The following is a 24,888-nucleotide window of genomic DNA, read 5'->3' on the forward strand; positions in this document are numbered from 1 at the left end:
ATGAGTGCAAGGCGCGTTGCGAGTCCAAAGGGCCAGCAGCGAGGCGCAAAACGTAGCCGGGGTGAACCCCGGCAAGGCTTTGCAACGACGCGGCTGGTCTTTTGGGCCGCAACCCGAAGGGAACGTGGTTAAAAAGTCGCCACTCGGCGTTGCACTTCTAGGCCAAGTGGACACCTGGCCGCCAAAGCTCTTATGACATTGCGCCTTGATTGGTGGCTTTTTAATCACGTTCGCGCTTGCACTCATAGTGTTAACAGGCCCTGGGGTTAGGTTATCTTAGCAACATGGATCAGCCTCAAAAGTTCAAGCGATGCATGGTGTTTGCCGGTGGTGGTTTCCGTTTTGGCATCTACCTGGGCATGGTGGCCGCCGCGCGCGATGCGGGGCGTGCGCCCGACCTGTTGCTGGCCACATGCGGCGGTGCGCTGGCCGCAGCGGTGATTCAAGCTTTGCCCGATGACGCGCAGCGCAAGGCCTGGCTTGCGTCGCCGCAGATGTACGACTTTTGGCGCGGCTTGCAGCCCGCGCCGCAGGCCACCATTGCACGCACCTTGTGGCTGGCCGCGCAGCGCAAACTGGCGCAGCAGGCCGCACCGACGGTGCCCGATCTTTTCAACGACTACCTGTTTGAGGTGCCGCACCATCTGCCGTTGCCACCACCGGCCGAAACGTCTGAGGTGACCGTGGCCACCGTCGGCGGCCAGTTGTTGTTCGGCCCGGCCGATGCGGGCCAGCCACGTGGTACGCGCAAGTTGTTTGTGCAGACGGTGTTTGGTGATGCGCGTGTGGCCGCTCTGCTGCAGGGCATGCGGTCTCCATTCAACGACCCGCGCTGGGGCCCACACGCCGTGGCCGACGCGGTATTAACCGTGCAGGGCTTGCCGCTGGACGCTGCGGCGCGCTTGTCCATCATCGATTTTTTCTACTTTCCACCTTATGCCCATGCTGGCCAGCGCTACATCGGTGGTGTGGTCGACCTGTTCCCCGTCGAGCTGGCGCAGCGGCTGGCGGGCGAGGTGATGATGGAGTTCAAGGAGTCGTTCGACCAGAACTTTTCCATTCCGGCCTGGCGCTCGGTATTGGGCTTGGATGGCAACCAGCGGCTGCGCCAGGTCAACAGCCAGGCGCTGGACGTGTGGATAGACACTTCCGACATTTCTACCGCGCTGGCGCGCAACCAGGTGGGCAAGAAGCTCGACTGGCGCGGCAACCGCATTGGCCTGCGTTTGCCGCCAAGTTATGCCGACTATCAGCGCGCCATCGATGCCCAGTGGCAATACGGTTACCAGCGTGTGCAAGAGGCTTTGCAGCGGCCACAACCCGCAGACAAATCCGCGATGCGCCATGTCGATCGTTACAACAGCGCAAAAGAACTGACGCCATGCGTATCTTGATCCTGGGCGGCACCAGTGGCATTGGCCTGGCTTTGGCGCGGCACTACCTGGCGCGCGGCGAAGAGGTTGCGGTGTGTGGCCGTGATCTGTCGCGCTTGCCGGCCGAGCTGGGCGCGCAGCCGCGACTGCAAGCCATGGCCCTGGACATCACCGACCATGGCGCGTTGGCCAGTGTGCTCAATGGCTTTGCCGCCCACGGGCTGGACTTGCTGGTGGTGTGTGCTGGCTTCTACTTCAACACCCGCCACGAACCGCTGGATGCGGCCACCACGCTGCGTATGCTGCTAACCAATCTGGGCGGGCTGGGCCATGCATTCGAGTTGGCCGCAGAAAAAATGCTGGCGCAAAAGAGTGGCCATCTGGTGGCGATTTCTTCCGTCGCCGGCTTGCTGCACGACTACCCCGGCGCCTCACTCTACAGCGCCACCAAACGCAGTGTGCTGAGTGTCTGCGACAGCTACCGTGCGGGGCTCAAGCCGTTTGGCATTGCCGTCACGGCCATAGTTCCAGGCTATGTGGACACGGCCAAGCTGCGGGCCTTGAATGGTGGCGATGCCCGCCACAAACCCTTCATCCTGTCGGAGGCGCAAGCCGTGGCGCACATCACACGGGCCATAGAGCAGCGCCAGGCGGTGTGTGTTTTTCCCTGGCAGATGCGCTGGCTGATTGGCTTGCTCAACTGCCTGCCGAGCGCACTGCTGCGGCTGCGGCGCTAACGTTCTAACGGGCTAGTCGTCTTTCTTGCGCATGGCCCACCAACCGGCCAGCGCGGTAAAACCTATGACCAAGGCCACGATCCACCAAAAGCCGTGGCTGTTCTCGGCCAGCGGAATGCCGCCGACATTCATGCCCAGCAAACCGGCAGCCAGGTTGATTGGCAGGGCCAGCACCGTGACCACGGTCAGTGTGTAGACGCTTTGGTTGGTCTGTTCGCCCACCTGCGCGGCAATTTCTTCCTGCAGCAGGCGAATACGTTCTTGCAGGTCGGCGGCGTCGCGCAGCACCAGTGAGAACTCCTCCGTGGCCTGGCGCAGTTCTTCCAGGTCGTCCACCGGCACCCAGGGCGGCGGGCGGCGCAACAGGCGGAACAGGGCGCCCGGCTCGGGGGCCAGCAGGCGTTGCAGCCGCACCAGTACACGGCGCAGCTGGCCGAGTTCGGCGCGTTTGTGTTTCAGGCGGCCCACGAGCAATTGGTCTTCGACGGTGTCGACCAGCGTGGTGGCCTGGCGCACGATGCGCACCAACACGTCGCCCTGGTCGTGCAGCAGGCGGTTCAGAAAGGCAACCGATGAGGCGAAGCGCAGGCCGTCTTTCACGGCTTGGCGCAACACGTCTATGGAGCGCAGCGGATGTAGGCGCGCGCTCACCGCCAGATGCGGGCTGACATTGAGCCACAGGGTTTCGATCTCGCCGGGGTCGAAAGCGAAGGAGTAGGCCACGTCGTTGACCACGGCGACCAGGGTGTCGTCGGCGTCTTCAATACGTGTCGAACGCGAGCCTTCGTGCAGCGCGGCAAAAAACTCGGGCACCACGGGCAGATGTGAGCGCATCCAGGCTTCTGCTGCCGCGTCGCCCAGGTTGAAGTGCAGCCAGACAAAGTCGCCCTCGCCGCGTGGCGTGCTGGGTTGTGCGTCTTTCAGCCAGGCGTGAGCCTCTTCCAGCGTGACGGGCGTGCCTATGCCGCCGGCGCAAAAGCGGTAGCCGCAGATGAGGCCGTGGCGGTCCGACCCATAGTTTTGGCCCATGACGGTGTGGCGAATGTGTTGGATAAAAAGCGGGGCAGGGCCGGAGGTTTGGCTCGTACGCTACCGGTGATGCATGTCTGTTTTGTGACAGTGGTTTGACGGGTTGAAAACAGGAAAAGGCCAGATTTCCAAGGGAAATAGGCCTTTGATGCTTGCCATGCAAGTGATGGCAGCTATCTAAATGGTAGCGGATGTATGGCGCTCAGTAGTCCAGCCGCTCGGGCCGAATCTCCTGCAGTATGGTGGTGGCGATTTCTTCTATCGACTTGGTGGTGGTGCTGAGCCAGCGTATGCCGCAGCGGCGCATCATGGATTCGGCTTCGGCCACCTCCATGCGGCAGTTCTCCAACGAGGCGTAGCGCGAGTTCGGCCGGCGCTCGTTGCGGATCTCGCTCAGCCGGTCTGGGTGAATCGTCAGGCCGAAGATTTTGCGGCGGTGTGGCACCAGCGCTGGCGGCAACTCACGACGTTCAAAGTCTTCGGGAATCAGCGGGTAGTTGGAGGCTTTCAGGCCGTATTGCATGGCCAGGTAGAGCGAAGTGGGGGTTTTGCCGCTGCGGCTCACACCCACCAAAATCACGTCCGACTGCTCCAGATCGCGGTGTGATTGGCCGTCGTCGTGCTCCAGCGAGAAGTTGATGGCTTCGATGCGGTCGTTGTAGGCCTTGCTTTTGCTCACGTCGCTGAAGCGGCCAATGCGGTGATTCGACTTGATGCCCAGCTCGGTTTCCAGCGGGTTCACAAAGGTGCCGAACATGTCGAGCAGCAGGCCTTTGCAGTTTTCGTTGATGACCTTCAGCACTTCCATGTTCACCAGCGTGGTGAAAACAATCGGGCGCTTACCTTCCATTTCAGCTGTGTGGTTGATTTGCCGCACCACCTGGTGGGCCTTGTCCACCGTATCCGTGAACGGCAGGCGCACGTGGCGCGGACGCAACTCAAACTGCGCCAGGATGGCGTTGCCAAAGGTCTCGGCGGTGATGCCGGTGCCGTCGGAGATGAAGAAAACAGTATGGGTGGGGGTGGTAGGTTCGGCCATGGTGTGGCTATTTTGCAGGATGGGGTCACATTTGCGGCAACCCATCTGGTGGCCGAGGCCTCTACAATCAGCGCAACGCGATTCATCCGCTCCCAAATTTAAATGCCCTGCACACACCCACTAGAACAACAAGCAAGTTGTGCTGCAGGCATTGGCGAGGCCGCAGCCCAATTGGCGCGGCCGTGGTGCCCAGACCCGGTTTCAACCTTTGGAGTCTTCCCATGTCTGCACTATTCAGCCCGACCGCCCTGGTCGTACCGTTTGAAAACCTGAGAATGAGCGACGTCGAGTCGGTAGGCGGTAAAAATGCCTCGCTCGGCGAAATGATCTCGCAGCTGCCCACCGGCGTGCGGGTGCCTACCGGCTTTGCCACCACGGCGCATGCGTTCCGCCAGTTCCTGGCGCACGACGGCCTGGCCGACAAGATCAGCGCCCGCCTGGCTTCGCTGGACGTGGAAGACGTGCGCGCGCTGGCCCAGGCTGGCGCCGAAATCCGCGCCATGGTCGAGTCGCAACCGTTCCCCAAGGACCTGGAGCAGGCGATTGCCGAGGCCTTTGCCACGCTGAGCGCGGGCAATGCCGAGGCCTCGTTTGCCGTGCGTTCGTCGGCCACGGCTGAAGACTTGCCCGACGCCTCGTTCGCCGGCCAGCAAGAAACCTTCTTGAACGTGACCGGCCTGGCCGACATCCTGCACAAGATGAAAGAGGTGTTTGCCTCGCTCTACAACGACCGCGCCATCAGCTACCGCGTCCACAAGGGTTTTGCACACGACGTGGTGGCCTTGTCGGCCGGTGTGCAACGCATGGTGCGCTCGGACTTGGGTGCAGCCGGTGTGATGTTCACCATGGACACCGAATCCGGCTTCGACCAGGTGGTGTTCATCACCTCCAGCTACGGCCTGGGCGAAACCGTGGTGCAGGGCGCCGTGAACCCCGACGAGTTCTACGTGCACAAACCCATGCTCAAGGCCGGCAAGCGCGCCGTGATCCGCCGCAACCTGGGCTCGAAGATGATACAGATGGAGTTTTCCACTGCAGCGGAAAAAGCCGCCAGCGGCAAACTCGTCAAGACCACCGACGTGCCCACCGAGCAGCGCAACCGTTATTCGCTGTCTGAAACCGAAGTCGAACAACTGGCGCACTACGCGCTGGTGATCGAAGAACACTACGGCCGCGCCATGGACATCGAGTGGGGCAAAGACGGCACCGACGGCCTGCTCTACATCTTGCAGGCGCGCCCCGAGACCGTGAAGAGCCAGCAGCAGGGCAAGGCCGAGCTGCGCTACAAGCTCAAGGGCAAGAGCAGTGTGTTGGCCGAAGGCCGCGCCATCGGCCAGAAGATCGGCACCGGCCCGGTGCGTCTGGTGCACAGCATCAGCCAGATGGACGAAGTGCAGCCCGGCGACATTCTGGTCACCGACATGACCGACCCGAACTGGGAACCGGTGATGAAGCGCGCCGCCGCCATCGTCACCAACCGTGGCGGGCGTACCTGCCACGCGGCCATCATCGCGCGTGAACTCGGCATTCCGGCCGTGGTCGGCTGCGGCGATGCGACCGAACGTTTGACCAACGGCACACTGGTCACCGTGAGTTGCTCGGAAGGCGACACCGGCTTCATCTACGACGGCCTGCTGGAAACCGAAGTGACCGAAGTGCAGCGCGGCACCATGCCCGAGATCGACACCAAGATCATGATGAACGTGGGCAACCCGCAGTTGGCGTTCGACTTCTGCCAGTTGCCCAACCAGGGCGTGGGCCTGGCGCGCTTGGAGTTCATCATCAACAACAATATTGGTGTGCACCCGAAGGCGATTCTCGACTACCCCAACATCGACAACGACTTGAAGAAGGCGGTGGAGTCGGTGGCACGCGGCCACGCTTCGCCACGTGCGTTCTACGTCGACAAGGTGGCCGAAGGTGTGGCCACCATCGCCGCGGCCTTCTGGCCCAAGCCGGTGATCGTGCGTTTGTCCGACTTCAAGTCGAACGAGTACCGCAAACTCATCGGTGGCTCGCGTTACGAGCCCGAGGAAGAAAACCCCATGCTTGGCTTCCGAGGTGCTGCGCGCTACGTGAGTGCCGAGTTTGGCGAAGCGTTTGCGATGGAATGCGCTGCGCTCAAGCGTGTGCGTGAAGACATGGGCCTGACCAATGTGCAGGTGATGGTGCCGTTTGTGCGCACGCTGGGCCAGGCCGACAAGGTCACCAAGCTGTTGGCGCAACACGGCCTGAAGCGCGGCGAGAACGAGCTCAAGGTCATCATGATGTGCGAGGTGCCTAGCAACGCGGTGCTGGCCGATGAGTTCCTGCAGTACTTCGACGGCTTCTCTGTCGGCTCTAACGACCTGACCCAGTTGACCCTGGGCTTGGACCGCGACTCCGGCCTGGAACTGCTGGCCGCCGACTTTGACGAGCGCGACCCGGCCGTGAAGGCTTTGCTGAGCCGCGCCATCAACGCCTGCAAGGCACAAGGCAAGTATGTGGGCATTTGCGGCCAAGGCCCTAGCGACCATCCAGACTTTGCGCAATGGCTGGCCGACGAAGGCATCTCTTCGATCTCGCTGAACCCCGACAGCGTGGTGGCCACCTGGAAACGTTTGGCCGGTAGCTGATGGTTTGAGGCTGTTAGAAATAACGGGCTGATGCAAAAGAAAAACCGGAGCCCTGGCTCCGGTTTTTCTTTTTTGGTGTGTGTGCAGTCTTAGTTGTGATTAAGGGCGAAGGCCCAGCGCAGCGTCCAGCGCTTCACAACGCTTGGCGCCCAAGGCTTCATGCAGGCGCGGCGCCAGGGCCACGAGGTCGGCATAACCGTTGGCTTTTTCTACCGCCAGGTTCAGCTTAAAGCCGCGTAAACCCAGGCTGGCGACCAGCGCCGTGGCGATGGGGTAGGCGCGTTTGTAGCGGTCTTGTTCCGACAGGGCTTCGGGGGCGTCACCATCAGCCAGCAGGGGGGGCGTGGCTGGTGTTCCAGTGGTAGCGGGCGCTGCAGACGGCTGGGTTGCAGGCGTGCCCTCGGCAATCAAGCCCTCATCGAGCATGTGCGCGATGTCGTCCATGGTCATGCCCATGCCAGCCGTGGCGGCAATCACATCCTGCACCGATCTATGCCCGTCAAACAAAATAAAAGCGGCCCGTTGGTGCGTGGCCAACTGGCGGGATCGCTCTTTGAAAACACGCTGCCCCAACTCGGTCTTGATGAATGTCATGCAAACGCCTCCGCAGGCATGCTACTACGCACCCATGTTTGCTGCGCGCTTGCGTCGTGTGGGAAAACACCTGTCGCGTGGCCCCAACGGCTGCGCTAGGATGGCGCCGATCTCGTTTATGCAACGCACACATCTGGCAGTGCAATGGCTTTTCTGCGTTTTGCTGTGTCAGGTTTCTTTTCTACGTTAGCGACTCCCCACTCGCAATGCTTCCGGCTCAGATTTTTCGTTTGCGCTTTGCCCTGCTGGGCATCTGGAGTGTGTTGTCCTTTGGCGTGGTGTACTTTGCGCGTGACTTGAATGTCACCGTCGCCGGTTGGCCGCTGAACTACTGGTTTTGCGCCCAAGGCGTGGTGCTGTGCTACATCCTGATCATCGTCAGCTACGCCTGGCGTCGCCGTTTCGACGGTACAAATCCCAGCGGTTTGGCGCCCGGCGTCACGCTAGACCGCGCCGGCCGCCGCCGCTTGCACCGTAACTTTCTGCTCTATGTGGCGGGCTTGCTGATCTTTCTGCTGGCAATGGCGATCGCCGAGCAGCGCGGTCTTTCGCGCTACTGGATAGGCGGCACCTTTCTGTTTGCCACGCTGGCCATGTACGCCAGCATTGGTGTTTATTGCCGCACCTCGAACGAGGCGGAGTATTACGTCGCGGGCCGGCGCATTCCCGCCATCTACAACGGCATGGCCACGGCCGCCGACTGGATGAGCGCGGCTTCGTTCATCAGCCTGGCCGGCGGGCTTTATCTGCAGGGGTTTTCGGGCACACCCACGCAGGTGGGCGGCGTCGCCTACATCATGGGCTGGAGCGGTGGCTTCTGCCTGGTGGCCCTATTGATCGCGCCGCATCTCAGGCGTATGAACCTCTACACCTTGCCCGATTTTTTTGGTGTGCGTTATGGCGGTCGCTGGCCGCGCTGGATTGCGGCGGCGGCCAGTGTGTTGTGCTCGTTCACCTACGTGGTGGCGCAGATCTACGGGGTGGGGCTGATCGCTTCGCGGCTGACCGGTGTGCAGTTCGAAATCGGCATCCTGATGGGCTTGGGCGGGGTGCTGGTCTGCTCTTTTCTGGGTGGCATGCGGGCCGTCACCTGGACGCAGGTGGCGCAATACGTGATTCTGATCCTGGCTTTCATGATTCCCGTGTCATGGCTGGCCTACAAACAACTGGGCAATCCGCTGGCCCCTGTGGTGTATGGGCAGCAACTGGCCAAAATTGCCGCGCTGGAAACCGAGCTGGCGAATGCACCGGCCGAGTTGTCGGTGCGGCGCGAGTTTGCCCGCCGAGCCGAGGTGTACCGGGCCATGCTGCAAGATGTTCCGGGTACCTTGGCGCGTGAGCGTGCGGCGGTGCAGGCCAAGCTGCGCCGCATGAAGTTGGAGCGTGTAGACCCGGCGCTGATTCTGGCGGCAAACCGCGAACTCGCTGCGCTTCCGCGAGATGTCGAAACCGCACAAGAGGTCTGGTCGCGTGCGCTGGCGGAAAACCTGGAGCGCGCCAAACCCATGGCCGGCATGTTGCCCCACGCGCAAGCGTTTGCCGGCGATCCGGAGGGCAGCGCCGAAGAGCAGGCGGTGTTCAGCAACTCGCGGCTGAACTTTCTGGCGCTGGTGTTCTGCTTGATGGTGGGCACGGCCAGCCTGCCGCACCTGCTCACACGCTTTTACACCACACCTTCGGTGGCCGAGGCGCGTACCTCGGTGGCGTGGTCGCTGTTTTTTATAGCGCTGCTGTATCTGGCAGCGCCGGCTTTGGCGGTGCTGGTGAAATACGAAGTATTGAGCCAGCTGGTTGGGCAGAGTTTTGACGCATTGCCGAGCTGGATCGCGCAATGGTCGCGCGTCGACCCGAGTTTGCTGTCGGTCAGCGACGTGAACGGCGACCGTATCCTGCAATTCGCCGAACTCAGGCTGGAGGCTGACATCATCATGCTGGCCACGCCCGAACTGGGTGGCCTGCCTTATGTGGTGTCCGGGCTGGTGGCGGCGGGCGGGCTGGCGGCGGCGCTGTCGACCGCTGACGGATTGCTTTTGACCATGGGCAATGCCCTGGCCTACGACTTGTACTTCAAAGGCAAAAAAGACCGTGTGGGTGCGATGGCGCGGGTGATGCTGTCGAAATTCGCGCTGATGTTGCTGGCCCTGGCGGCGGCCTATGTGGCGGCGCAAAAACCGGCGGACATCCTGATGCTGGTCACAGCCTCGTTTTCGCTGGCGACCGCGGCTTTTTTCCCGGCCATGGTGCTGGGCATCTTCTGGCCACGCGCCACACGTAGCGGCGCGGTGGCGGGCATGCTGGTGGGGCTGGGCATCACGGTGGGCTACATGCTCGCCAACGCGGCGGCAGTGCGTTCTTTCCTGGGTTTGACGGGCTCCGGCCTGTGGTTTGGCATCTACCCGGTCTCGGCTGGGGTCTTTGGCGCCCTGGCCGGAACCGTGGCCGTGGTGGCGGTCAGCCTGTTCACACCGCCCGAAACAGCGCCTCGAAGCGCCGCAATTTGAACATTCCCGGGTGCTGGGCTATAATCATCGGCTTTGCCTTGCCACACTACTACGGACGCAGTGGGTGGCTACAACCTCAAGGAGTGCATATGCGTCATTACGAAATCATTTTGATGATCCACCCGGATCAAAGCGAACAGGTTCCAGCCATGCTGGAGCGCTACAAGGGCATGATCACGGCTGGCAACGGCAAGATCCACCGCGTAGAAGATTGGGGCCGCCGTCAACTGGTGTACCAAATCAACAAGCTGGCCAAGGCCCACTACCTGTGCGTCAACATCGAAGCCGACCAGGCCGTGATGGCTGAACTGGAACACGCGTTCAAGTTCAACGACGCCGTGCTGCGCCACCTGACCGTGCAAACGAAGAAGGCTGAAACCGGCCCATCGTCCATGATGAAGACGGTTGAGCGTGAAGAAGCCCGCAAGACCCAGCAGGCTGAATACGCTGCCCACTAAGTAATCGCGACGGTTTGACCGTTCTGGAGTGAACCACGTTGAATTGACCGCCTGTATCGCCGAGGCCAAGGCCCTTCGATACACCCCCGCCGGCATTCCCATGCTGGATCTCGTGTTAGAGCATGAATCCATGTTGGAGCACGCAGGGCAGACCCGGCAGGTCAAGGCAGTGGTCAAGGCCAACGCGCTAGGCGCAATGGCCGAGAGACTTCAGCAGCAACCGTTGGGCAGTCGCTGGCGATTCGCCGGCTTTCTGGCCACACCGCGAATGGGCAAGAACGTCGTATTTCATATTCAAGAGTTTCAACAAGATTAGGAGTCCATCATGGCCGGACCAAAACGTTTCAATAACAAAGACAAGCGCCCAAAGCGCAACACCCAGTCGCTGCTGTTCAAGCGCAAGCGCTTTTGCCGCTTCACCGTGACCGGTGTTGAACAAATCGACTACAAAGACATCGACACACTGCGTGACTTCATCGCCGAAAACGGCAAGATCATCCCCGCACGCCTGACCGGCACGCGCGCGATCTTCCAGCGCCAACTCAACACCGCTATCAAGCGTGCGCGTTTCCTCGCCATGCTGCCATACAGCGACCAGCACCGCGTCTAAGGAGCCACAACCATGCAAATCATTCTGCTCGACAAGGTTGTGAACCTTGGCAACCTCGGCGAAATCGTCAAGGTCAAAGACGGCTACGCCCGTAACTTCCTGATCCCTAGCGGCCGTGCACGCCGTGCCACCGAAGCCGCCAAGGCTGAGTTCGAAGCCAAGCGCGCCGAACTCGAAAAGGCTGCTGCTGCAAAGCTGGCCGAAGCACAAGCCCAAGGCGAAAAGCTGGCCGGCACGACCGTCAAGCTGACGCAAAAGGCTGGTGTTGACGGCCGTCTGTTTGGCTCGGTCACCAATGGCGACGTTGCTGAAGAACTGAACAAGCTGGGCTACGCTGTGGCCAAGTCGCAAATTCGCCTGCCTAACGGCCCGGTGAAGATGGTTGGCGACTCCACCATTGCCGTGGGTCTGCACACCGACGTCGTGGTTGAAATCAACCTGTCCGTCTACGGCGAAACCGCTTAATCAGCCGTTTCTCGTGAAAGCCGCCTGGGTGTCTAGCCCTGGCGGCTTTTTTCATGGTGCGACGACATGTTATGCAAGGCTTATGCACAGCTTTCATGTCGCTTATGCACAGCTCCTGCGGTGGTTATCCCCAGGCTTATCCCTCGACGCGACATCTGTGGCGGCGTAGCATCACGTTTTCCCCCTGGAACCTTCAATGTCTGCCGTTTTCCCTGATTTGGACGAGCCCGGAGCCTACGGGCAAGATCCTGAAATCGCGCAACTGCGCATTCCCCCTCATTCGGTTGAAGCTGAGTCCAGCGTCGTGGGCGGTTTGCTGCTCGACAACAACGCCTGGGACCGTGTGGGCGACCTGCTCAAGGATACGGACTTCTACCGTTTTGAGCACCGGCTGATTTTTGCGGCCATCCGCGAGTTGATCAACGCCAGCAAACCGGCTGACGTGATCACGGTGTTCGAGCGTTTGCAAAGCACGGGCAAGGCCGAAGAGGTTGGCGGACTGGCCTACCTGAATTCGTTGGCGCAGTATGTGCCCAGCGCCAGCAACATCCGCCGTTACGCCGAGATCGTGCGCGAGCGCGGCATCCTGCGCAAGCTGGTCACGGCCAGCGACGAGATCGCCACCAATGCGCTGAATACCGAAGGCCGGCCGGTGGAGAAGATCCTCGACGAGGCCCAGCAGAAGATCTTCAATATCGGCGAAGAAGGTGCACGCAACAAACAGGGTTTCCAGTCCATGGACACCCTAGTGGTGGACCTGCTCGACCGCGTGCAGGAGATGGCCGACAGCGCTGGCGACGTGACCGGTGTGGCCACGGGTTTCCATGACCTGGACCGCATGACCTCTGGCCTGCAGCCGGGCGACATGATTGTGCTGGCCGCGCGTCCGTCCATGGGTAAGACGGCGTTTGCCGTGAACATCGCCGAACACGTGGCGCTGAACGAAGGCCTGCCGGTCGCCATCTTCTCGATGGAAATGGGCGCCGCTCAGCTGGCTGTGCGTATCGTCGGCTCGATTGGCCGCATCGACCAGGGGCATTTGCGTACCGGCAAGTTGACCGACGAGGAATGGCCGCGCCTGAGCGACGCCATCGAGCGGCTGCGCACCATCTCGCTGCACATCGACGAAACGCCCGGCCTGTCACCGAGCGAGCTGCGTGCCAACTCGCGGCGGCTGGCGCGCCAGTGTGGCAAGCTTGGCCTGATCGTGGTCGACTACCTGCAGCTGATGAGCGGCTCCAGCTCCAGCGGCGGTGGCGACAACCGTGCCACCGAGCTGGGCGAAATCTCGCGCGGCTTGAAGATGCTGGCCCGCGAACTGCAATGCCCGGTGATCGCCTTGTCGCAGCTCAACCGCTCGGTGGAGCAGCGCCCCGACAAGCGTCCGATGATGAGTGACTTGCGTGAATCCGGCGCCATTGAGCAGGATGCGGACATCATCATGTTCATCTACCGCGACGAGTACTACACCAAGGACGCGTGTAAAGAGCCGGGCGTGGCCGAGGTCATCATCGCCAAGCACCGTAACGGGCCTGTGGGCACCGTCAAACTGGCGTTCTTGCGCAATATCACCAAGTTTGAGAGCCTGGCGCCTGGCTGGGACTCTGGCGGGGACTGAGGCTCACCCCCAGTCTTCGCGCACTGCGTGTCGCTGCGCCAACCCCCTTGCAGGGGGCGATGTCTGCGGCCTGGCGAAGCCAGTTCCGCGACATCCCATGGTTAAGGCAGGAGCTCCGTTTTGTCTGCGTTTCTTACTGAAATAACGCTCATGAATAAAAAAGAAATTGATAGCGCCTTGCGCAGGCTGGAAAAGCACTACGGCAGTTTTCTGCGTAAAACACCGTTGCTGAAGTTGCCGGGTGCAGCCTTGGGTGTTGCGTGTGCAGAGGTCTGGCTCAAGCTCGAGCACCTGCAGGTTGGCGGGAGCTTCAAGGCGCGTGGCATGTTGAACCGCTTGTTGGCCCAGCCGATTCCGGCCAGCGGTGTGATTGTGGCGTCCGGTGGCAACGCCGGCATTGCGACGGCGGCGGCGGCCAAGGCGCTGGGTGTGCGCTGCGAAGTGTTTTTGCCTGGTGTGTCGCCCGAAGCCAAACGTGCACGCCTGCGCGATCTCGGGGCCGAAGTGGTGGTGGTTGGCAACGCCTACGCTGAAGCGCTGGAGGCCTGCCTGGCGCGCCAGGCAGCCACCGGCGCGTTGTTGACACATGCCTACGACCAGCCCGAAGTGTTGGCCGGTGCCGGCAGCCTGGCGGCCGAGATTGAAGAGCAGGGCGGCTTGCCGGACAGCGTGCTGGTGAGCGTCGGCGGTGGTGGTTTGATCGGTGGCATTGCGGCCTGGTTTGAACAGCGCAGCCGCGTTGTGGCCTTGGAGCCGGTCAACGCGCCCACGCTGTTCCGCGCCCGCGAAGCCGGCGAACCGGTGGACGTGGCGGTGTCGGGCATCGCGGCAGACTCGTTGGGTGCCAAGCGTATTGGCTCGCTGTCGTGGCCCGTCACACAGCAGTTTGTGCGTGATGCCTTGCTGCTGGAAGACGAAGCGATTCGCCGTGCCCAGCAGTGGCTGTGGAAGGAACTGAAGCTGGCCGTGGAGCCTGCGGCCGCACTCGGTCTGGCGGCATTGCAGACCGGTGCCTACCAGCCCCAACCCGACGAACATGTGTGCCTGGTGATCTGCGGCGCCAACGTCGATCCCTCCAGCATCCTCTAAATCTCCAAGCTGGTGGGCGCCTGCTCGGGCGGCCACCTAAAATGCCGTCATGCTAGACATCACCCTTCTTCGCAAAGACCTCGACTCCGTCATCCAACGACTGGAAACCCGCAAGCAACCGCAGGCTTTCCTCAACGTGGACAGCTTCCGCGCGCTGGAGTCCGAGCGCAAAACCATTCAGACGCGCACTGAAGAACTGCAGGCGCGCCGCAACAGCCTTTCCAAGCAGATTGGCCAGCTCAAGGCCAAAGGTGAAAGCACCGACGCCATCATGGCCGAGGTCGGCGGACTCAAGACCGAGCTGGACACCTCGGCCGCACGTCTGGACCAGATCCAAACCGAGTTGCTGGCCTTGCTGGTGGCCGTGCCCAACCTGCCGCACGAGAGTGTGCCCGTGGGCGCCGATGAATCCGGCAACGTCGAAGTGCGCAAGTGGAACCCCAGCGAGCGTGCGCCCGGCAGCCAAACCTTCGCCGTCAAAGACCATGTTGACCTGGGCTCACCCCTGGGCCTGGACTTTGAAATGGGCGCCAAGTTGTCGGGCTCGCGCTTCACCGTGATGAAGGGCCCCATCGCCCGCATGCACCGCGCGCTGGCGCAGTTCATGTTGGACCTGCAGACCAATGAACATGGCTACACCGAGTGCTACGTGCCCTACGTCGTCAACGCCGATTCACTCAGCGGCACCGGCCAGTTGCCGAAGTTTGAAGGCGACCTGTTTGCCGCCAAAAAAGGCGGCCAGGACAGCGAGCCCGTGCCCGACAGCACCGCGCTCTACCTCATCCCTACCAGCGAAGTGCCGCTGACCAACTTCGTGCGCGACACCGTGGTGCCTGAGGCAGATTTGCCGATTCGCCTCACCGCACACACGCCATGCTTCCGCTCCGAAGCCGGCAGCGCCGGGCGCGATACGCGTGGCCTAATCCGCCAACACCAGTTCGACAAGGTGGAGATGGTGCAAATCGTCCATCCCGAGAAAAGCTATGAAGCCCTGGAGGCCATGACCGGCCACGCCGAAACCGTGCTGCAAAAGCTCGGCTTGCCTTACCGCGTGTTGTCGCTGTGCACCGGCGACATGGGCTTTGGGGCGGCGAAAACCTACGACCTGGAAGTCTGGGTGCCCGCACAAAACACCTACCGCGAAATCAGCTCCATCTCCAACTGCGAAGCCTTCCAGGCGCGCCGCATGCAAGCCCGTTTCAAGAACGCGCAAGGCAAGAATGAGTTGCTGCACACCTTGAACGGTTCCGGCCTGGCGGTGGGCCGCACACTTGTGGCGGTGCTGGAAAACTATCAAAACGAAGACGGCTCGGTGACCGTGCCAGAAGCGTTGCGCCCCTATATGGGCGGCCTAGCGGTTTTGAAAGCCTAATTTCCTGCTAGAATCGTAGGCTTCGACACCTAGGAGAGGTGGCAGAGTGGTCGAATGTACCTGACTCGAAATCAGGCGTACCGCAAGGTACCGTGGGTTCGAATCCCACCCTCTCCGCCAAGAACAGCAAGCCCTTGATTCCTTCTGGAATCAAGGGCTTTTGCTTTTACGCGACGATTCTTCTCATGCCCTTTTTCGACCCTACCGTGCTGGTCTTGCTGGCCATCGCCGGCCTCAGCATCTTTGCCCGCAACTACACCGTGGCGGCTGCCATGCTGGTGTTGATCGTCATCCGCGTGACGCCACTCGCGGCGTATTTTCCATGGGTGCAAAAACACGGCCTCAATCTCAGCATTGCGCTGCTCATGGTCGCGGTGATGGTGCCCATCGCCAATGGCCAGATCGCGCCCATGGACCTCCTGAAATCATTCACCCATTGGAAATCGGCCGCTGCCATTGCGGTCGGGGTCTTTGTGGCGTGGCTGGGCGGGCGGGGTGTTTCCTTGATGGGCGCGCAGCCCGGCGTGGTGGCCGGGCTGATGGTGGGCACGGTGCTTGGTGTGGCGTTCTTCCGCGGTGTACCGGTGGGGCCGCTGATTGCTGCGGGGCTGTTTTCGCTGCTGATAGGAAAGTCCTGACAGCCAGCGCACCGCGCGCTTGCACCAGGGTTCTAAGCCCGCAGACTGGCGGCCGTCAGCCTCACCACCAGGGGGCGCACAAACAGTACACACACAAAAGCCACCGGCATGGCCAGTGCATAGGCGGTGAGCACGCGCCAGAAATAGCCGTTGGCCACACCTGAGCCGGCGGCCACGATGACCGCACACATCAGAAAAGCCATGATGCCGGCCATGTAGAAGGCAAAGACAAGCGGCGCGAAGCGTTTCGGGATCTTCCAGAAAGCCGGACGTGCGGCGGCGGCGAGTGGGGATGGCTGAGACATTGGCTTGTTTGGGGCGCGGATTAGATCTGATGGCTGCCACTGTAAAAGCCGCGGCGTTTGTGCACTAGCCCGGCGCAAGCACTTTCACTGCTAAGCTTGGCTTATGAATCAGGTAGCTCATTCCTAATCTCAGCCATGTCCAACCTGCGTGGCATAGAGACCTTTGTGCGCACCGTAGAGGGTGGCAGCATTGCCGCTGCGGCACGGCAGTTGGGCATTAGCGCTGCAGCCGCGAGTCAGAATCTGGCCAGGCTGGAGAAAGAACTTGGCACACGGCTGCTGAGCCGCACCACCCGCTCGCAGGCGTTGACGGCGGCTGGCGAGGTCTACTTCGCCCAGGTCAGCCCGCTGCTCGACGGCCTGGCCCAAGCACATTCCGAACTGTCAGCGTTGCAGGACGCGGTGCAGGGCCGGCTCAAGCTGTCCTGTTCGGTGGCTTTTGGCCGGCATGTGGTGGCGCCGCTGATGCCGAGCTTCATGGCGCGTTATCCGCAGGTGCATCTGGAGATGCTGATGGTGGATCGGAATGTGGACCATCTGAGGGAAGATGTCGACGTCGGTATTCGTTTCCGCCATGTGCTGGAGCCCGGTCTGATCGCGCGGCGCATCGCCACGGCGCCCATGGTGTTTTGCGCGGCCCCGGCCTATCTGCGGCAGCATGGCCGGCCGACCAGCCCGGAAGATCTGGCCCACCATGCCTGCCTGGCGTTTCGTATGCCGCTGGACGGGCGCATCATGCAGTGGCCGTTTCTGCGCAACGGCATCCGCTTCGCGCCGACCATTCAGACGGCCGCAGTGTGTAATGACATTGATACCTTGACCGCCCTGGCGGTGGCCGGCGCAGGTGTGACGCGGTTGGGCAGCTTTATTGCGAACCCCTTGATTGCCGCTGGCAAGCTGGAGCCCTTGTTTCTGCCGTCCGCCGGGCCTGCCGAGACCCGGGCCGACCCTGAGCCCATGGAGTATTTTGTCTGCTTCCGCGACCGCAGACACTTGCCGGGCTCTGTGCGGGTGTTTTTGGATTTCATCGATGCCGCCCTGCGCGAGCATCCGCTGCTGCGCGTGCCTTTATGACCAGACGCCCGAAGACCCTCTGCGGTGGCTGTCCATCAAGTGGGTGTCCACCATGCCTATGGCTTCCATCAAGGCGTACATGGTGGTCGGCCCGACGAACTTGAAGCCGCGCTTCTGCAAGGCCTTGCTCAAGGCGACGGACTCTGGCGACGACGTGGGAATGTCGGCTATGGTCTGCGGCCTGGGCGTCACGTCGGGTTTGAAGGACCAGACAAAGTCCACCAGTCCTTCATCCTGGCGCAAGGCGATGGTGGCTTTGGCGTTGTGTATGGTGGCGAGGATCTTGGCGCGGTTGCGCACGATTTCCGTATCGGCCATGAGCTTTTCAACCTCAGCGTCTGAAAACGCCGCGACCTCGTCGGGCTCAAAGTGCTGAAATGCGGCTCGGAAGCCTTCGCGCTTGCGCAAAATAATCGCCCAGGACAAGCCGGACTGAAACGCTTCCAGGCTGATGCGTTCAAACAGTCCGCGTTCATCTCGTACCGGCAGGCCCCATTCCGTGTCGTAATAAGACTGCAGCAGCGGGCTCACGGCGGCCCAGGGTGGGCGGGCCAGGCCATCCTCACCGCGGATGGCGCCCAGCGCCGGCTTCTCTTGCGCTGGGCCTGGTCCGCGCTCGGTGGAAGATATTGTCGAGGAGCTCATGCGCACCCTTGAAGACGGAAAGATGTGTCTTCGGGCCGCAGCCGGCCCGGAAGTTCTGCCGCAGCGATCAGCAGGGTTGGCCCTTGCGCTCGGTGACCCAGGTTGGCGCGTCCTGCAGCGCCACCGGGCGCAGGAAGCGGTCGACCGCGGCATAACCCACCGAGGTGCTGAATGGCTGGGTGGACGCCGGGTAGGGGCCACCGTGCTGCTGGGCCGCGGCGACGGCCACGCCGGTCGGCACGCCGTTGAACAACACCCGGCCAGAAATCTGCGCGGCGGCGCGCACCAGGCGGCGGTTGTCCGGTGTGTCGGCGTCCGCGCCCCAAAGCGTGACCGTCAGCGAGCCACCCACGGTGTGCAGCAGCTGCACGGCTTCGTCGGTCGAAGTGGTACGCACCACCAGAGCCGCAGAGCCGAACACCTCTTCCTGCAGTTCGTGGTGCGCGATGAATGCGCTGGCGCTGACTTCTGCCAGATAGGGACGTGGGGCCAGGCTGTCGGCCGCGGGCACATCCTGCACCAGCGGCTTGAGCACACTGGAGGCGCGCCAGCGTGCCACACCCTTGTCAAAGGTGGCGCGAATGCCGGCCGACAGCATCGCGTGTGGCTGCAGCGCTTGCAGCGCCGACGCCAAACTTTGCACGAAGGCATCACCCGCCGCACCGCCGGGCACCACAATCACGCCCGGGCTGGTGCAGAACTGGCCGGCACCCAGGCAAATCGAGCCCGCCAGCGTGGCGGCCAGCTCGGCGCTGTTTTTTTCCAGCGCTGCAGGCAGTACCAGCAGCGGATTGATGGAGCCGAGTTCGCCATAAAACGGAATCGGCCGTGGTCGATCGGCCGCCACCTTGGCGAGTGCCGTGCCGCCCTTGAACGATCCGGTAAAGGCCACGGCCGCCACGGCCGGTGCGTTCACCAGCGCCACGCCGACTTCGATCGATCCGCCCTCGACGAACTGGAACACGCCAGCTGCCAAACCTTGGGCGGCGACCACCGCATGCGCCAGTGCCGCCGTGGCACGCGACAGCGCCGGATGCGCGGGATGGCCCTTGACCACCACAGGGCAACCGGCCGTCAGCGCCGCAGCCGTGTCGCCGCCGAGCACCGAAAACGCGAATGGAAAGTTGCTCGCCGAGAACATGGCGACCGGGCCGACCGGCACACGTGTGCGCGTGAGGTGTGGCCGGCCCACCGGCGGTGTTCCGGCAATGGCTGCGTCGTCCACCACCGCATGGATGGTGCCGGCCGCCAACACGTCGGCAAAGCCCTTGAGCTGGAAAATGGTGCGATCAAGTTCGCCGTTCAGCCGTGGCAAGCCCAGGCCGGTCTCGCGGTCGGCCAATGCAACGAGGTTTTCGCGATCGGCTTCCAATGCGGCCGCCAGCGCCTTCAGCAGGTCGCCACGCACGGCCGCCGAAGTGGCGGCAAATTCGTCGGCCACAGCGGCGGCGGCCGCCACGGCAGCGTCGATGTGGGCGAGTGTTGACTCCGGCCAGCCCGCGCCTATGGCGTTGCCGGTGCGCGCTTCTATGGATTGCAGCATGAGATGTCCTAAAGAGATGAAAAAAGGGTGAGGAAAAACGCCAGGGCCGGCAGCGCCAGCATGGGTGCAGATTTTGTGTGGATTTTGGCCGGTTTAGCGGCGCGCCATCCGTTGTGGCGCAAAAGTCCCCAATGCTGCCGTAACCGCCGGCGCTGCCCATAGGCAAGCTCGCCACTTGGTGTTAAAAAAGCTTGGATGTGCCGGGTCTAAGAACCAGAGAGGAGCGTTATGCCAAGCACCAAACTCGGTCTGTGGCTGCTGGTGGGGCTTGCCGGTGTGGGTCAATGCGCCGCACAGACCACCACAGAGCTCAAAGGCAACCTGCTCAACGACCCGTTTGTGCAGGCCACCAATGGCCTTGCCGATTGCCCCGTCTCGCCCGGCCCCATGATCACCGAGGCCGAGAAACGTGCCCAGGAACATGGCCGGGTGGAGCGCGGCACCACCTGCTACCGCATGGGACGCTGCCGCCTGCCCAACGCCTATCTTTACGACGCCGAAATCATTCCGCGTGTGCAAAAAGCCATCACCATGGACGGCCGTTTTGCCCAGACCAGTGTCTGGGCCGAGGGGCAGCGCCGCTGGGTCTGGCTCACCGGCTGCGTGCGCAGTGCCGATGAGGCCCAAGCCATTGAACAACTGGTGCGCAACATCGATGATGTTGAAGCCGTGATCAACGAACTCAAGGTCTGGCCCGCCAAGCCAGGAACAAGCCCATGACCACCGATAGCGCTGTCTTCCCTGGACGCTGCACCTGCGGCGAGGTGTGTTACCGCATGACGTCTGCGCCACTGTTTGTGCATTGCTGCCATTGCCGCTGGTGCCAGCGTGAATCTGGTGCGGCGTTTGCGCTGAACGCCATGATTGAGGCCAAGCGTTTTGAACTGCAACAGGGCCAGGTGGAGATGCTGCTCACACCTTCCGCCAGCGGCAAAGGGCAGAAGATTGCGCGCTGCCCGCGTTGCCGTGTGGCGCTGTGGAGCCACTATGCGGGCTCGGGCGAGAGTGTTTGTTTTGTGCGTGTGGGCACGCTGGACGAGCCCGATCGACTGCCACCCGACGTACACATCTTCACCGCCAGCAAACAAGCCTGGGTCACGCTGGCGGACGGCAAACCGGTGTTTGAGGAGTACTACAAGGCCTCGGCGTTATGGCCAGCCGAAAGCCTGGCGCGGCGCGCGGCGCTGAAAGCTGAACAAGCCACACAAGCCGATTAAGCCAGTCAAGCGCCGCGAGCTTGGCGCAAAGCCCGCCAACTGCAGGCCCCTGCACCAGGTCCCGGCGCAGGCCCCGGCTTTCACCTCACTTCGCCAGGAAATCCTTCACCGCCTGCGTGGTGGTCGCTGTGGCTTCTTCCATCAGCCAGTGGCCGGCATTCGGCACCACCAGTTCGGTCACGTTGCTGGCGGCGTTGCGCATCACGATGGCTTCGTTGGCGCCAAAGGACTTTTCGCCGCCTATGGCGAGCACCGGCATGGGCAGCTTGTTCTTCATCAGTTCGAGGTTGTCCACGGCGTCCTGGCGGATGCTGTTGAACTGCTTGAAGGAGGCTTCCATTGCGCCGGGGCGGGCGTACAGCTTGGCGTAGTGTCTGCGCATGCCTTCGTCCATCTTGCCGGGGTTGGCGGCAAAGTCGTTCCAGAAACGGTCGAGATAAATGCGTTCGCGGCCCTTGACCAGGCGCAGCGCGTCTTTGCCGCCAAAGTCGAAATGCCATAGCGGCGCCAGGCGCACGATCTGGTCCCACGGAGGGATGCCGGGCACGGGCGCGTCCATCACCACCAGCCGCGTGGTCTTGGCGGGGTAAGAGGCGGCATAGGCGTAGGCCACCATGGTGCCGATGTCATGGCCCACGATGTCGGCCTGGTCTATGCCCAACTGGTCGAGCACGGCACGGATGTCGGCCGCCTGGTTCTTCTTCTCATAGCCGGCTGCGGGTTTGGACGATAGGCCCATGCCGCGCAGGTCGGGCACCACCACGCGGTGTTTTTTGGCGAGTTCGGCGGCCAAGGGCTGCCACATGTCGCCGGTGTCGCCAAAGCCGTGGATCAGCACCACGGCAGGGCCCGTGCCCCCGACACGCACATGCAGTGCTGCGCCATTGGCCTGCATGGTCTGCTGCTTGAACGCGGCGGGGAAGGGTTTGGGTTGGGCCTGCGCGGCTGTGCTGACAAGCAAGCTGGTGGCGGCCAGCACGGCTGCAGCCAATACCTGCCTCATGCTGCTTTTGGTACGTGTAATCATCATCATGGCTCCTGGGGTTGAAGAATCTGGCTCTAAGAGATCAGGTCCGGGTGATGGACAGGCCGCCATCGACCAGCGAGGCCGTGCCCGAGACAAAGGACGCATCGTCGGACGCGAGGTACAGCACCGAGCGTGCGAGTTCTTTGGGCTTCCCCACACGCTTCAAGGCGTGCAGATTGGTCACGAAGCTCTGCGCTTCGGGCGTGTTGTTCATGTCGCGGTACATGTCGGTGTCGACGGCTCCGGGCAGGATGGCATTCACACGTACGTTTTGCGGGCCGTATTCGGCGGCCAGCGCCTGGGTCAAGCCAATCAGGCCGGACTTGCTGGCGGCATACGCCGCCACGCCAGGGAATGCGGCGCTGTAGCCGACAAAGGTCGACGTGAAAATGACCGAGCCGCCACCGTTCTGCGTCATCTGCGCGATCTGGTGCTTGGCGCCGAGGAAGGCGCCGGTGAGGTTGATGTCCAAGGTGTCTTTCCAGCCTTGTTCGGATACACCGGTCGATGCACCCGACTCGCCCAGCGTGCCGGCGTTGTTGAAGGCGATGTCGAGACGGCCAAAACGTGCCACGGCGAGGTCGACCAAAGCCTTGTTGTAGTTTTCGTCGCGCACGTCGCCGGCCAGCGCCACGGCCGTGCCGCCGGCGCTGGTGATGTCCGTGACCAGCTTGTCCAGTTCGGCGGCGCGGCGGGCGCCGACGACCAGCTTGGCGCCTTCGGCGGCAAACAACAAGGCGGTGGCGTAGCCAATGCCTGAACTGGCTCCGGTGATGAGGGCTACTTTGCCTGAGAGACGGTGGCTCATGTGAAACTCCTAAAGTGTTGAGAGCGGTTGTGGATGGAGCGAAGTTTGCAGACTTGACGCCATCTTTAGAAGCCAGCGCAAGGCGAAACTAATGTTCGGATAAGTCGAACAATCCAGCGAAAACGCCCGCAAAATGGCGCCTGTTCAAATCCCTTGAACGTGTTGGGAGCGAGTGACAGGACACCACACCAGCCCAAAAGGAGTGCTGCATGCTGAAGCTGGAAGGCATTTCGAGTTTTGTCGCCATCAAGGAGGCGGGTTCCATGAGCGCGGCAGCGCGGCGCTTGCATGTCTCCAAATCGGTGGTGAGCGAACGTTTGTCCGATCTGGAAAAGAGCCTGGGTGCGGCGCTGTTCCATCGCACCACACGCAAGCTCAACCTCACCGAAGATGGCGCGGCTTTTCTGGAGCGCGCGCAGCGCATCATGCAAGAGGTGCACGAGGCTGCGGCCGAATTGGCGGAGCGGCGCGGCACCCTGGTCGGTCCCATGCGCCTGTCGGCGCCGGTGACCTTCGGGCGCATGCATCTGGGGCCGGCACTGTGTCCGTTTCTGGCTCAACATCCGGGCATTTCGCTGACACTGGAACTCGACGACAAACGTGTCGATGCTGCGGCTGAAGGCTTTGATGCGGTGGTGCGCCATGGCGTGGTCGAAGACTCGCGCCTGGTGGCCTGGCCGCTGGCGCCAAGCCAGCGTTATGTGGTGGCTTCAAAGGCCTATTTGCGGCAACACGGAACACCACGCGCGCTAAACCAGTTGGCCGCGCACAAGGCGATCTACTACTCCAACCGCGGTGTAACCGACTGGGCTTTTCTGGATGCCAAGGGGCAGGACTTCGTCAGGCCCAAGGCCGTGCTGAGGGCCAACAACGGCGACATCATGAAGCAAGCCTGCCTGGCGGGCTTGGGCCTGGCGCTGCTGCCCAGCTTCATCGCCGGGCCGGAGATTGCCGCGGGTAGCTTGCAAGTGGTCGACGTGGGGCGCAAGGTGCCACCCGAGTTGATCTACATGGCGCACCCGGATGGCCGCAAGGTGTCGGCCAAGCTGCGTGCACTGGCCGAACACCTGAAGGCCGCGTTTGGCCAGCCGCCGTATTGGGAGGCAGCAGCTAACACTGCAAGGCCAAAAGCCAAGGCGAAGTGAGTGGGGTGCCCGGCATGCTGCAAGGCTGCCAACAGGATTGGCTTGGGCTCAGCGCCGGGAAGACACCACAATGCCGCCGACAATCAGCAAGAACGCCACGCCATGGAACAGGTGTGGTGCTTCACCCAGAAACGCGGCCGACATCAGCGCGGCGAACAGCGGTGTGAGGTTGGAGAAGAAGCCCGCCGTGGCCGGTCCCACACGCTGCAGGCCGGCGCCCCAGCAACCATAGGCCAACACCGCTGGCCCCACGGCCACAAACAACAGCGCCAGCGCCAGTGGCCAGCCCCAGCCCATGTGGGGCGAGGTAATGGCCCATTCACCGGCGGTCATTACGCTGGACCAAGCCAGGCCAAACACCACTTGCGCCAGCAAAAACGCGGCCCAGTCTTGGCGCACGGCCTTGGGCTCCTTGGTGCGGGTGAGCAACCAGCTGTAGAACGACCATGAGATGGTGGCCAGCAGCATGAACAGGTCGCCGGGGACCAGGCGCAGGGCCAGCAATTCGGCCCACTGCCCGCGACTCAGCACGACCAGCACCCCTGCGGTGGAGAACAGTGCGCCGAGGATTTGCCGCCCCGTCACAGCCACGCCAAAAAACAGCGCGCCCACGGCCAGCATCCACATCGGCATGCTGGCGGCGACCAGGGTGACGTTGATCGGACTGGAGGTCTGAAGCGCCAGGTACTGCAGGGTGTTGTACAGGCCCACGCCCAGCAGCCCCAGCAGGCTGTAGCGGCGCCAGTGTTGCCATACGCCGGCATCGCGGCGCAGCGCCCAGCCGGCCATGGGCAGCAGGATCAGCAGGGCCAGCACCCAACGCAAAAAATTGAAAGTGAATGGCGGAATCAGCGTGTGGACCAGGCGGCCCACCACCGCATTGCCGGCCCAGAGAAGAGGCGGTATCACGAGCAGCAGCACGGTACCGGGAGTCAGTCTTTGTTGCATGCGCGCGAATGTACCAGCGGCGCGGTGGCGCAGTGCCC

At 62.4% G+C, this 24,888-nt stretch carries 25 protein-coding genes and 1 tRNA gene; 17 read left to right on the top strand and 9 right to left on the bottom strand.

Annotation, left to right across the window (positions count from 1 at the left end; genetic code table 11):
• The first annotated feature begins 284 nt into the window (after positions 1 to 284).
• Positions 285 to 1,394, top strand: coding sequence for a patatin-like phospholipase family protein (locus ACFQ95_RS19565; RefSeq protein ID WP_422833646.1), 1,110 nt, complete (start codon positions 285 to 287; stop codon positions 1,392 to 1,394).
• The gene (locus ACFQ95_RS19570) at positions 1,382 to 2,110 is read left to right on the top strand and encodes an SDR family NAD(P)-dependent oxidoreductase (RefSeq protein ID WP_422833648.1); all 729 of its coding nucleotides are present in this window, start codon (positions 1,382 to 1,384) and stop codon (positions 2,108 to 2,110) included. The genes ACFQ95_RS19565 and ACFQ95_RS19570 overlap by 13 nt, the downstream gene beginning before the upstream one ends.
• 12 nt (positions 2,111 to 2,122) lie before the next feature.
• On the opposite strand, the gene ACFQ95_RS19575 is transcribed toward ACFQ95_RS19570, so the two are convergent.
• Positions 2,123 to 3,139 (bottom strand): transporter, encoded by a 1,017-nt coding sequence (locus ACFQ95_RS19575; protein ID WP_422833650.1) that lies wholly within the window; start codon positions 3,137 to 3,139, stop codon positions 2,123 to 2,125.
• A gap of 202 nt (positions 3,140 to 3,341) precedes the next feature.
• On the bottom strand, positions 3,342 to 4,178 hold the full coding sequence (gene ppsR, locus ACFQ95_RS19580) for a posphoenolpyruvate synthetase regulatory kinase/phosphorylase PpsR (protein WP_422833651.1): 837 nt from the start codon (positions 4,176 to 4,178) through the stop codon (positions 3,342 to 3,344).
• 221 nt (positions 4,179 to 4,399) lie between these two features.
• On the opposite strand from ppsR, the gene ppsA reads away from it, so the two are divergent.
• A complete protein-coding gene (gene ppsA, locus ACFQ95_RS19585) occupies positions 4,400 to 6,793 on the top strand; it encodes a phosphoenolpyruvate synthase (protein WP_422833653.1) in 2,394 nt (797 codons plus the stop codon).
• Between the two features lie 99 nt (positions 6,794 to 6,892).
• Here ppsA and ACFQ95_RS19590 read toward each other — a convergent pair whose 3' ends face one another.
• A complete protein-coding gene (locus ACFQ95_RS19590; protein ID WP_422833655.1) occupies positions 6,893 to 7,387 on the bottom strand; it encodes a hypothetical protein in 495 nt (164 codons plus the stop codon).
• Between the two features lie 206 nt (positions 7,388 to 7,593).
• Here ACFQ95_RS19590 and ACFQ95_RS19595 point away from each other — a divergent pair, with 206 nt between their 5' ends.
• The 10 genes from ACFQ95_RS19595 to ACFQ95_RS19640 all read left to right on the top strand — a co-directional run bounded on the left by ACFQ95_RS19595 (position 7,594) and on the right by ACFQ95_RS19640 (position 16,138).
• On the top strand, positions 7,594 to 9,888 hold the full coding sequence (locus tag ACFQ95_RS19595) for a VC_2705 family sodium/solute symporter (protein ID WP_422833656.1): 2,295 nt from the start codon (positions 7,594 to 7,596) through the stop codon (positions 9,886 to 9,888).
• Between the two features lie 89 nt (positions 9,889 to 9,977).
• Positions 9,978 to 10,346 carry a 30S ribosomal protein S6 gene (gene rpsF, locus ACFQ95_RS19600; RefSeq protein ID WP_422833657.1) on the top strand — a complete coding sequence of 123 codons (369 nt, stop codon included), beginning with the start codon at positions 9,978 to 9,980 and terminating at the stop codon, positions 10,344 to 10,346.
• 28 nt (positions 10,347 to 10,374) lie between these two features.
• Complete coding sequence (gene priB, locus ACFQ95_RS19605) at positions 10,375 to 10,662, top strand: primosomal replication protein N (protein WP_422833659.1); 288 nt, start codon at positions 10,375 to 10,377, stop codon at positions 10,660 to 10,662.
• 9 nt (positions 10,663 to 10,671) lie between these two features.
• Complete coding sequence (gene rpsR / locus ACFQ95_RS19610) at positions 10,672 to 10,956, top strand: 30S ribosomal protein S18 (RefSeq protein ID WP_076201760.1); 285 nt, start codon at positions 10,672 to 10,674, stop codon at positions 10,954 to 10,956.
• A 12-nt stretch (positions 10,957 to 10,968) separates the two neighbouring features.
• Entirely contained in the window at positions 10,969 to 11,421 is a 453-nt protein-coding gene (rplI, locus tag ACFQ95_RS19615; protein WP_422833661.1) for a 50S ribosomal protein L9, read from the top strand.
• Positions 11,422 to 11,617: 196 nt separating this feature from the next.
• Positions 11,618 to 13,039 (top strand): replicative DNA helicase, encoded by a 1,422-nt coding sequence (dnaB, locus tag ACFQ95_RS19620; protein ID WP_422833662.1) that lies wholly within the window; start codon positions 11,618 to 11,620, stop codon positions 13,037 to 13,039.
• A gap of 150 nt (positions 13,040 to 13,189) precedes the next feature.
• Positions 13,190 to 14,128: a threonine/serine dehydratase gene (locus tag ACFQ95_RS19625; RefSeq protein ID WP_422833664.1), complete on the top strand. Its 939-nt coding sequence runs from the start codon at positions 13,190 to 13,192 to the stop codon at positions 14,126 to 14,128.
• Between the two features lie 49 nt (positions 14,129 to 14,177).
• Positions 14,178 to 15,500 (top strand): serine--tRNA ligase, encoded by a 1,323-nt coding sequence (gene serS, locus ACFQ95_RS19630; protein ID WP_422833666.1) that lies wholly within the window; start codon positions 14,178 to 14,180, stop codon positions 15,498 to 15,500.
• 32 nt (positions 15,501 to 15,532) lie between these two features.
• Positions 15,533 to 15,620: transfer RNA gene (locus tag ACFQ95_RS19635), tRNA-Ser, on the top strand.
• A 65-nt stretch (positions 15,621 to 15,685) separates the two neighbouring features.
• Positions 15,686 to 16,138 carry a DUF441 domain-containing protein gene (locus tag ACFQ95_RS19640; RefSeq protein ID WP_422833667.1) on the top strand — a complete coding sequence of 151 codons (453 nt, stop codon included), beginning with the start codon at positions 15,686 to 15,688 and terminating at the stop codon, positions 16,136 to 16,138.
• Positions 16,139 to 16,170: 32 nt separating this feature from the next.
• Here ACFQ95_RS19640 and ACFQ95_RS19645 read toward each other — a convergent pair whose 3' ends face one another.
• Positions 16,171 to 16,443, bottom strand: coding sequence for a DUF2798 domain-containing protein (locus ACFQ95_RS19645; protein ID WP_422833669.1), 273 nt, complete (start codon positions 16,441 to 16,443; stop codon positions 16,171 to 16,173).
• A gap of 135 nt (positions 16,444 to 16,578) precedes the next feature.
• Between ACFQ95_RS19645 and ACFQ95_RS19650 the strand changes: the two genes are divergently transcribed.
• Entirely contained in the window at positions 16,579 to 17,517 is a 939-nt protein-coding gene (locus ACFQ95_RS19650; RefSeq protein ID WP_422833671.1) for a LysR substrate-binding domain-containing protein, read from the top strand.
• On the opposite strand, the gene ACFQ95_RS19655 is transcribed toward ACFQ95_RS19650, so the two are convergent.
• A complete protein-coding gene (locus ACFQ95_RS19655; protein WP_422833673.1) occupies positions 17,512 to 18,162 on the bottom strand; it encodes a DNA-3-methyladenine glycosylase I in 651 nt (216 codons plus the stop codon). The genes ACFQ95_RS19650 and ACFQ95_RS19655 overlap by 6 nt on opposite strands.
• 67 nt (positions 18,163 to 18,229) lie before the next feature.
• Complete coding sequence (locus tag ACFQ95_RS19660; protein ID WP_422833674.1) at positions 18,230 to 19,705, bottom strand: aldehyde dehydrogenase (NADP(+)); 1,476 nt, start codon at positions 19,703 to 19,705, stop codon at positions 18,230 to 18,232.
• Between the two features lie 228 nt (positions 19,706 to 19,933).
• On the opposite strand from ACFQ95_RS19660, the gene ACFQ95_RS19665 reads away from it, so the two are divergent.
• On the top strand, positions 19,934 to 20,425 hold the full coding sequence (locus ACFQ95_RS19665; protein WP_422833676.1) for a BON domain-containing protein: 492 nt from the start codon (positions 19,934 to 19,936) through the stop codon (positions 20,423 to 20,425).
• Entirely contained in the window at positions 20,422 to 20,922 is a 501-nt protein-coding gene (locus ACFQ95_RS19670; RefSeq protein ID WP_422833678.1) for a GFA family protein, read from the top strand. The genes ACFQ95_RS19665 and ACFQ95_RS19670 overlap by 4 nt, the downstream gene beginning before the upstream one ends.
• 85 nt (positions 20,923 to 21,007) lie before the next feature.
• On the opposite strand, the gene ACFQ95_RS19675 is transcribed toward ACFQ95_RS19670, so the two are convergent.
• Together ACFQ95_RS19675 and ACFQ95_RS19680 are read right to left on the bottom strand one after the other, a co-directional pair.
• Entirely contained in the window at positions 21,008 to 21,925 is a 918-nt protein-coding gene (locus tag ACFQ95_RS19675) for an alpha/beta fold hydrolase (RefSeq protein WP_422833715.1), read from the bottom strand.
• 64 nt (positions 21,926 to 21,989) lie between these two features.
• The gene (locus ACFQ95_RS19680; RefSeq protein WP_422833680.1) at positions 21,990 to 22,757 is read right to left on the bottom strand and encodes an SDR family oxidoreductase; all 768 of its coding nucleotides are present in this window, start codon (positions 22,755 to 22,757) and stop codon (positions 21,990 to 21,992) included.
• Positions 22,758 to 22,966: 209 nt separating this feature from the next.
• Here ACFQ95_RS19680 and ACFQ95_RS19685 point away from each other — a divergent pair, with 209 nt between their 5' ends.
• Complete coding sequence (locus tag ACFQ95_RS19685; RefSeq protein WP_422833681.1) at positions 22,967 to 23,902, top strand: LysR family transcriptional regulator; 936 nt, start codon at positions 22,967 to 22,969, stop codon at positions 23,900 to 23,902.
• A gap of 48 nt (positions 23,903 to 23,950) precedes the next feature.
• Here the strand turns inward: ACFQ95_RS19685 and ACFQ95_RS19690 are convergent, their stop codons facing one another.
• On the bottom strand, positions 23,951 to 24,850 hold the full coding sequence (locus tag ACFQ95_RS19690) for a DMT family transporter (RefSeq protein ID WP_422833683.1): 900 nt from the start codon (positions 24,848 to 24,850) through the stop codon (positions 23,951 to 23,953).
• Positions 24,851 to 24,888 lie beyond the last annotated feature (38 nt).

It is taken from the genome of Variovorax sp. HJSM1_2 (assembly GCF_049316285.1).
Taxonomy (GTDB): Bacteria; Pseudomonadota; Gammaproteobacteria; order Burkholderiales; family Burkholderiaceae_C; genus Rhodoferax_B.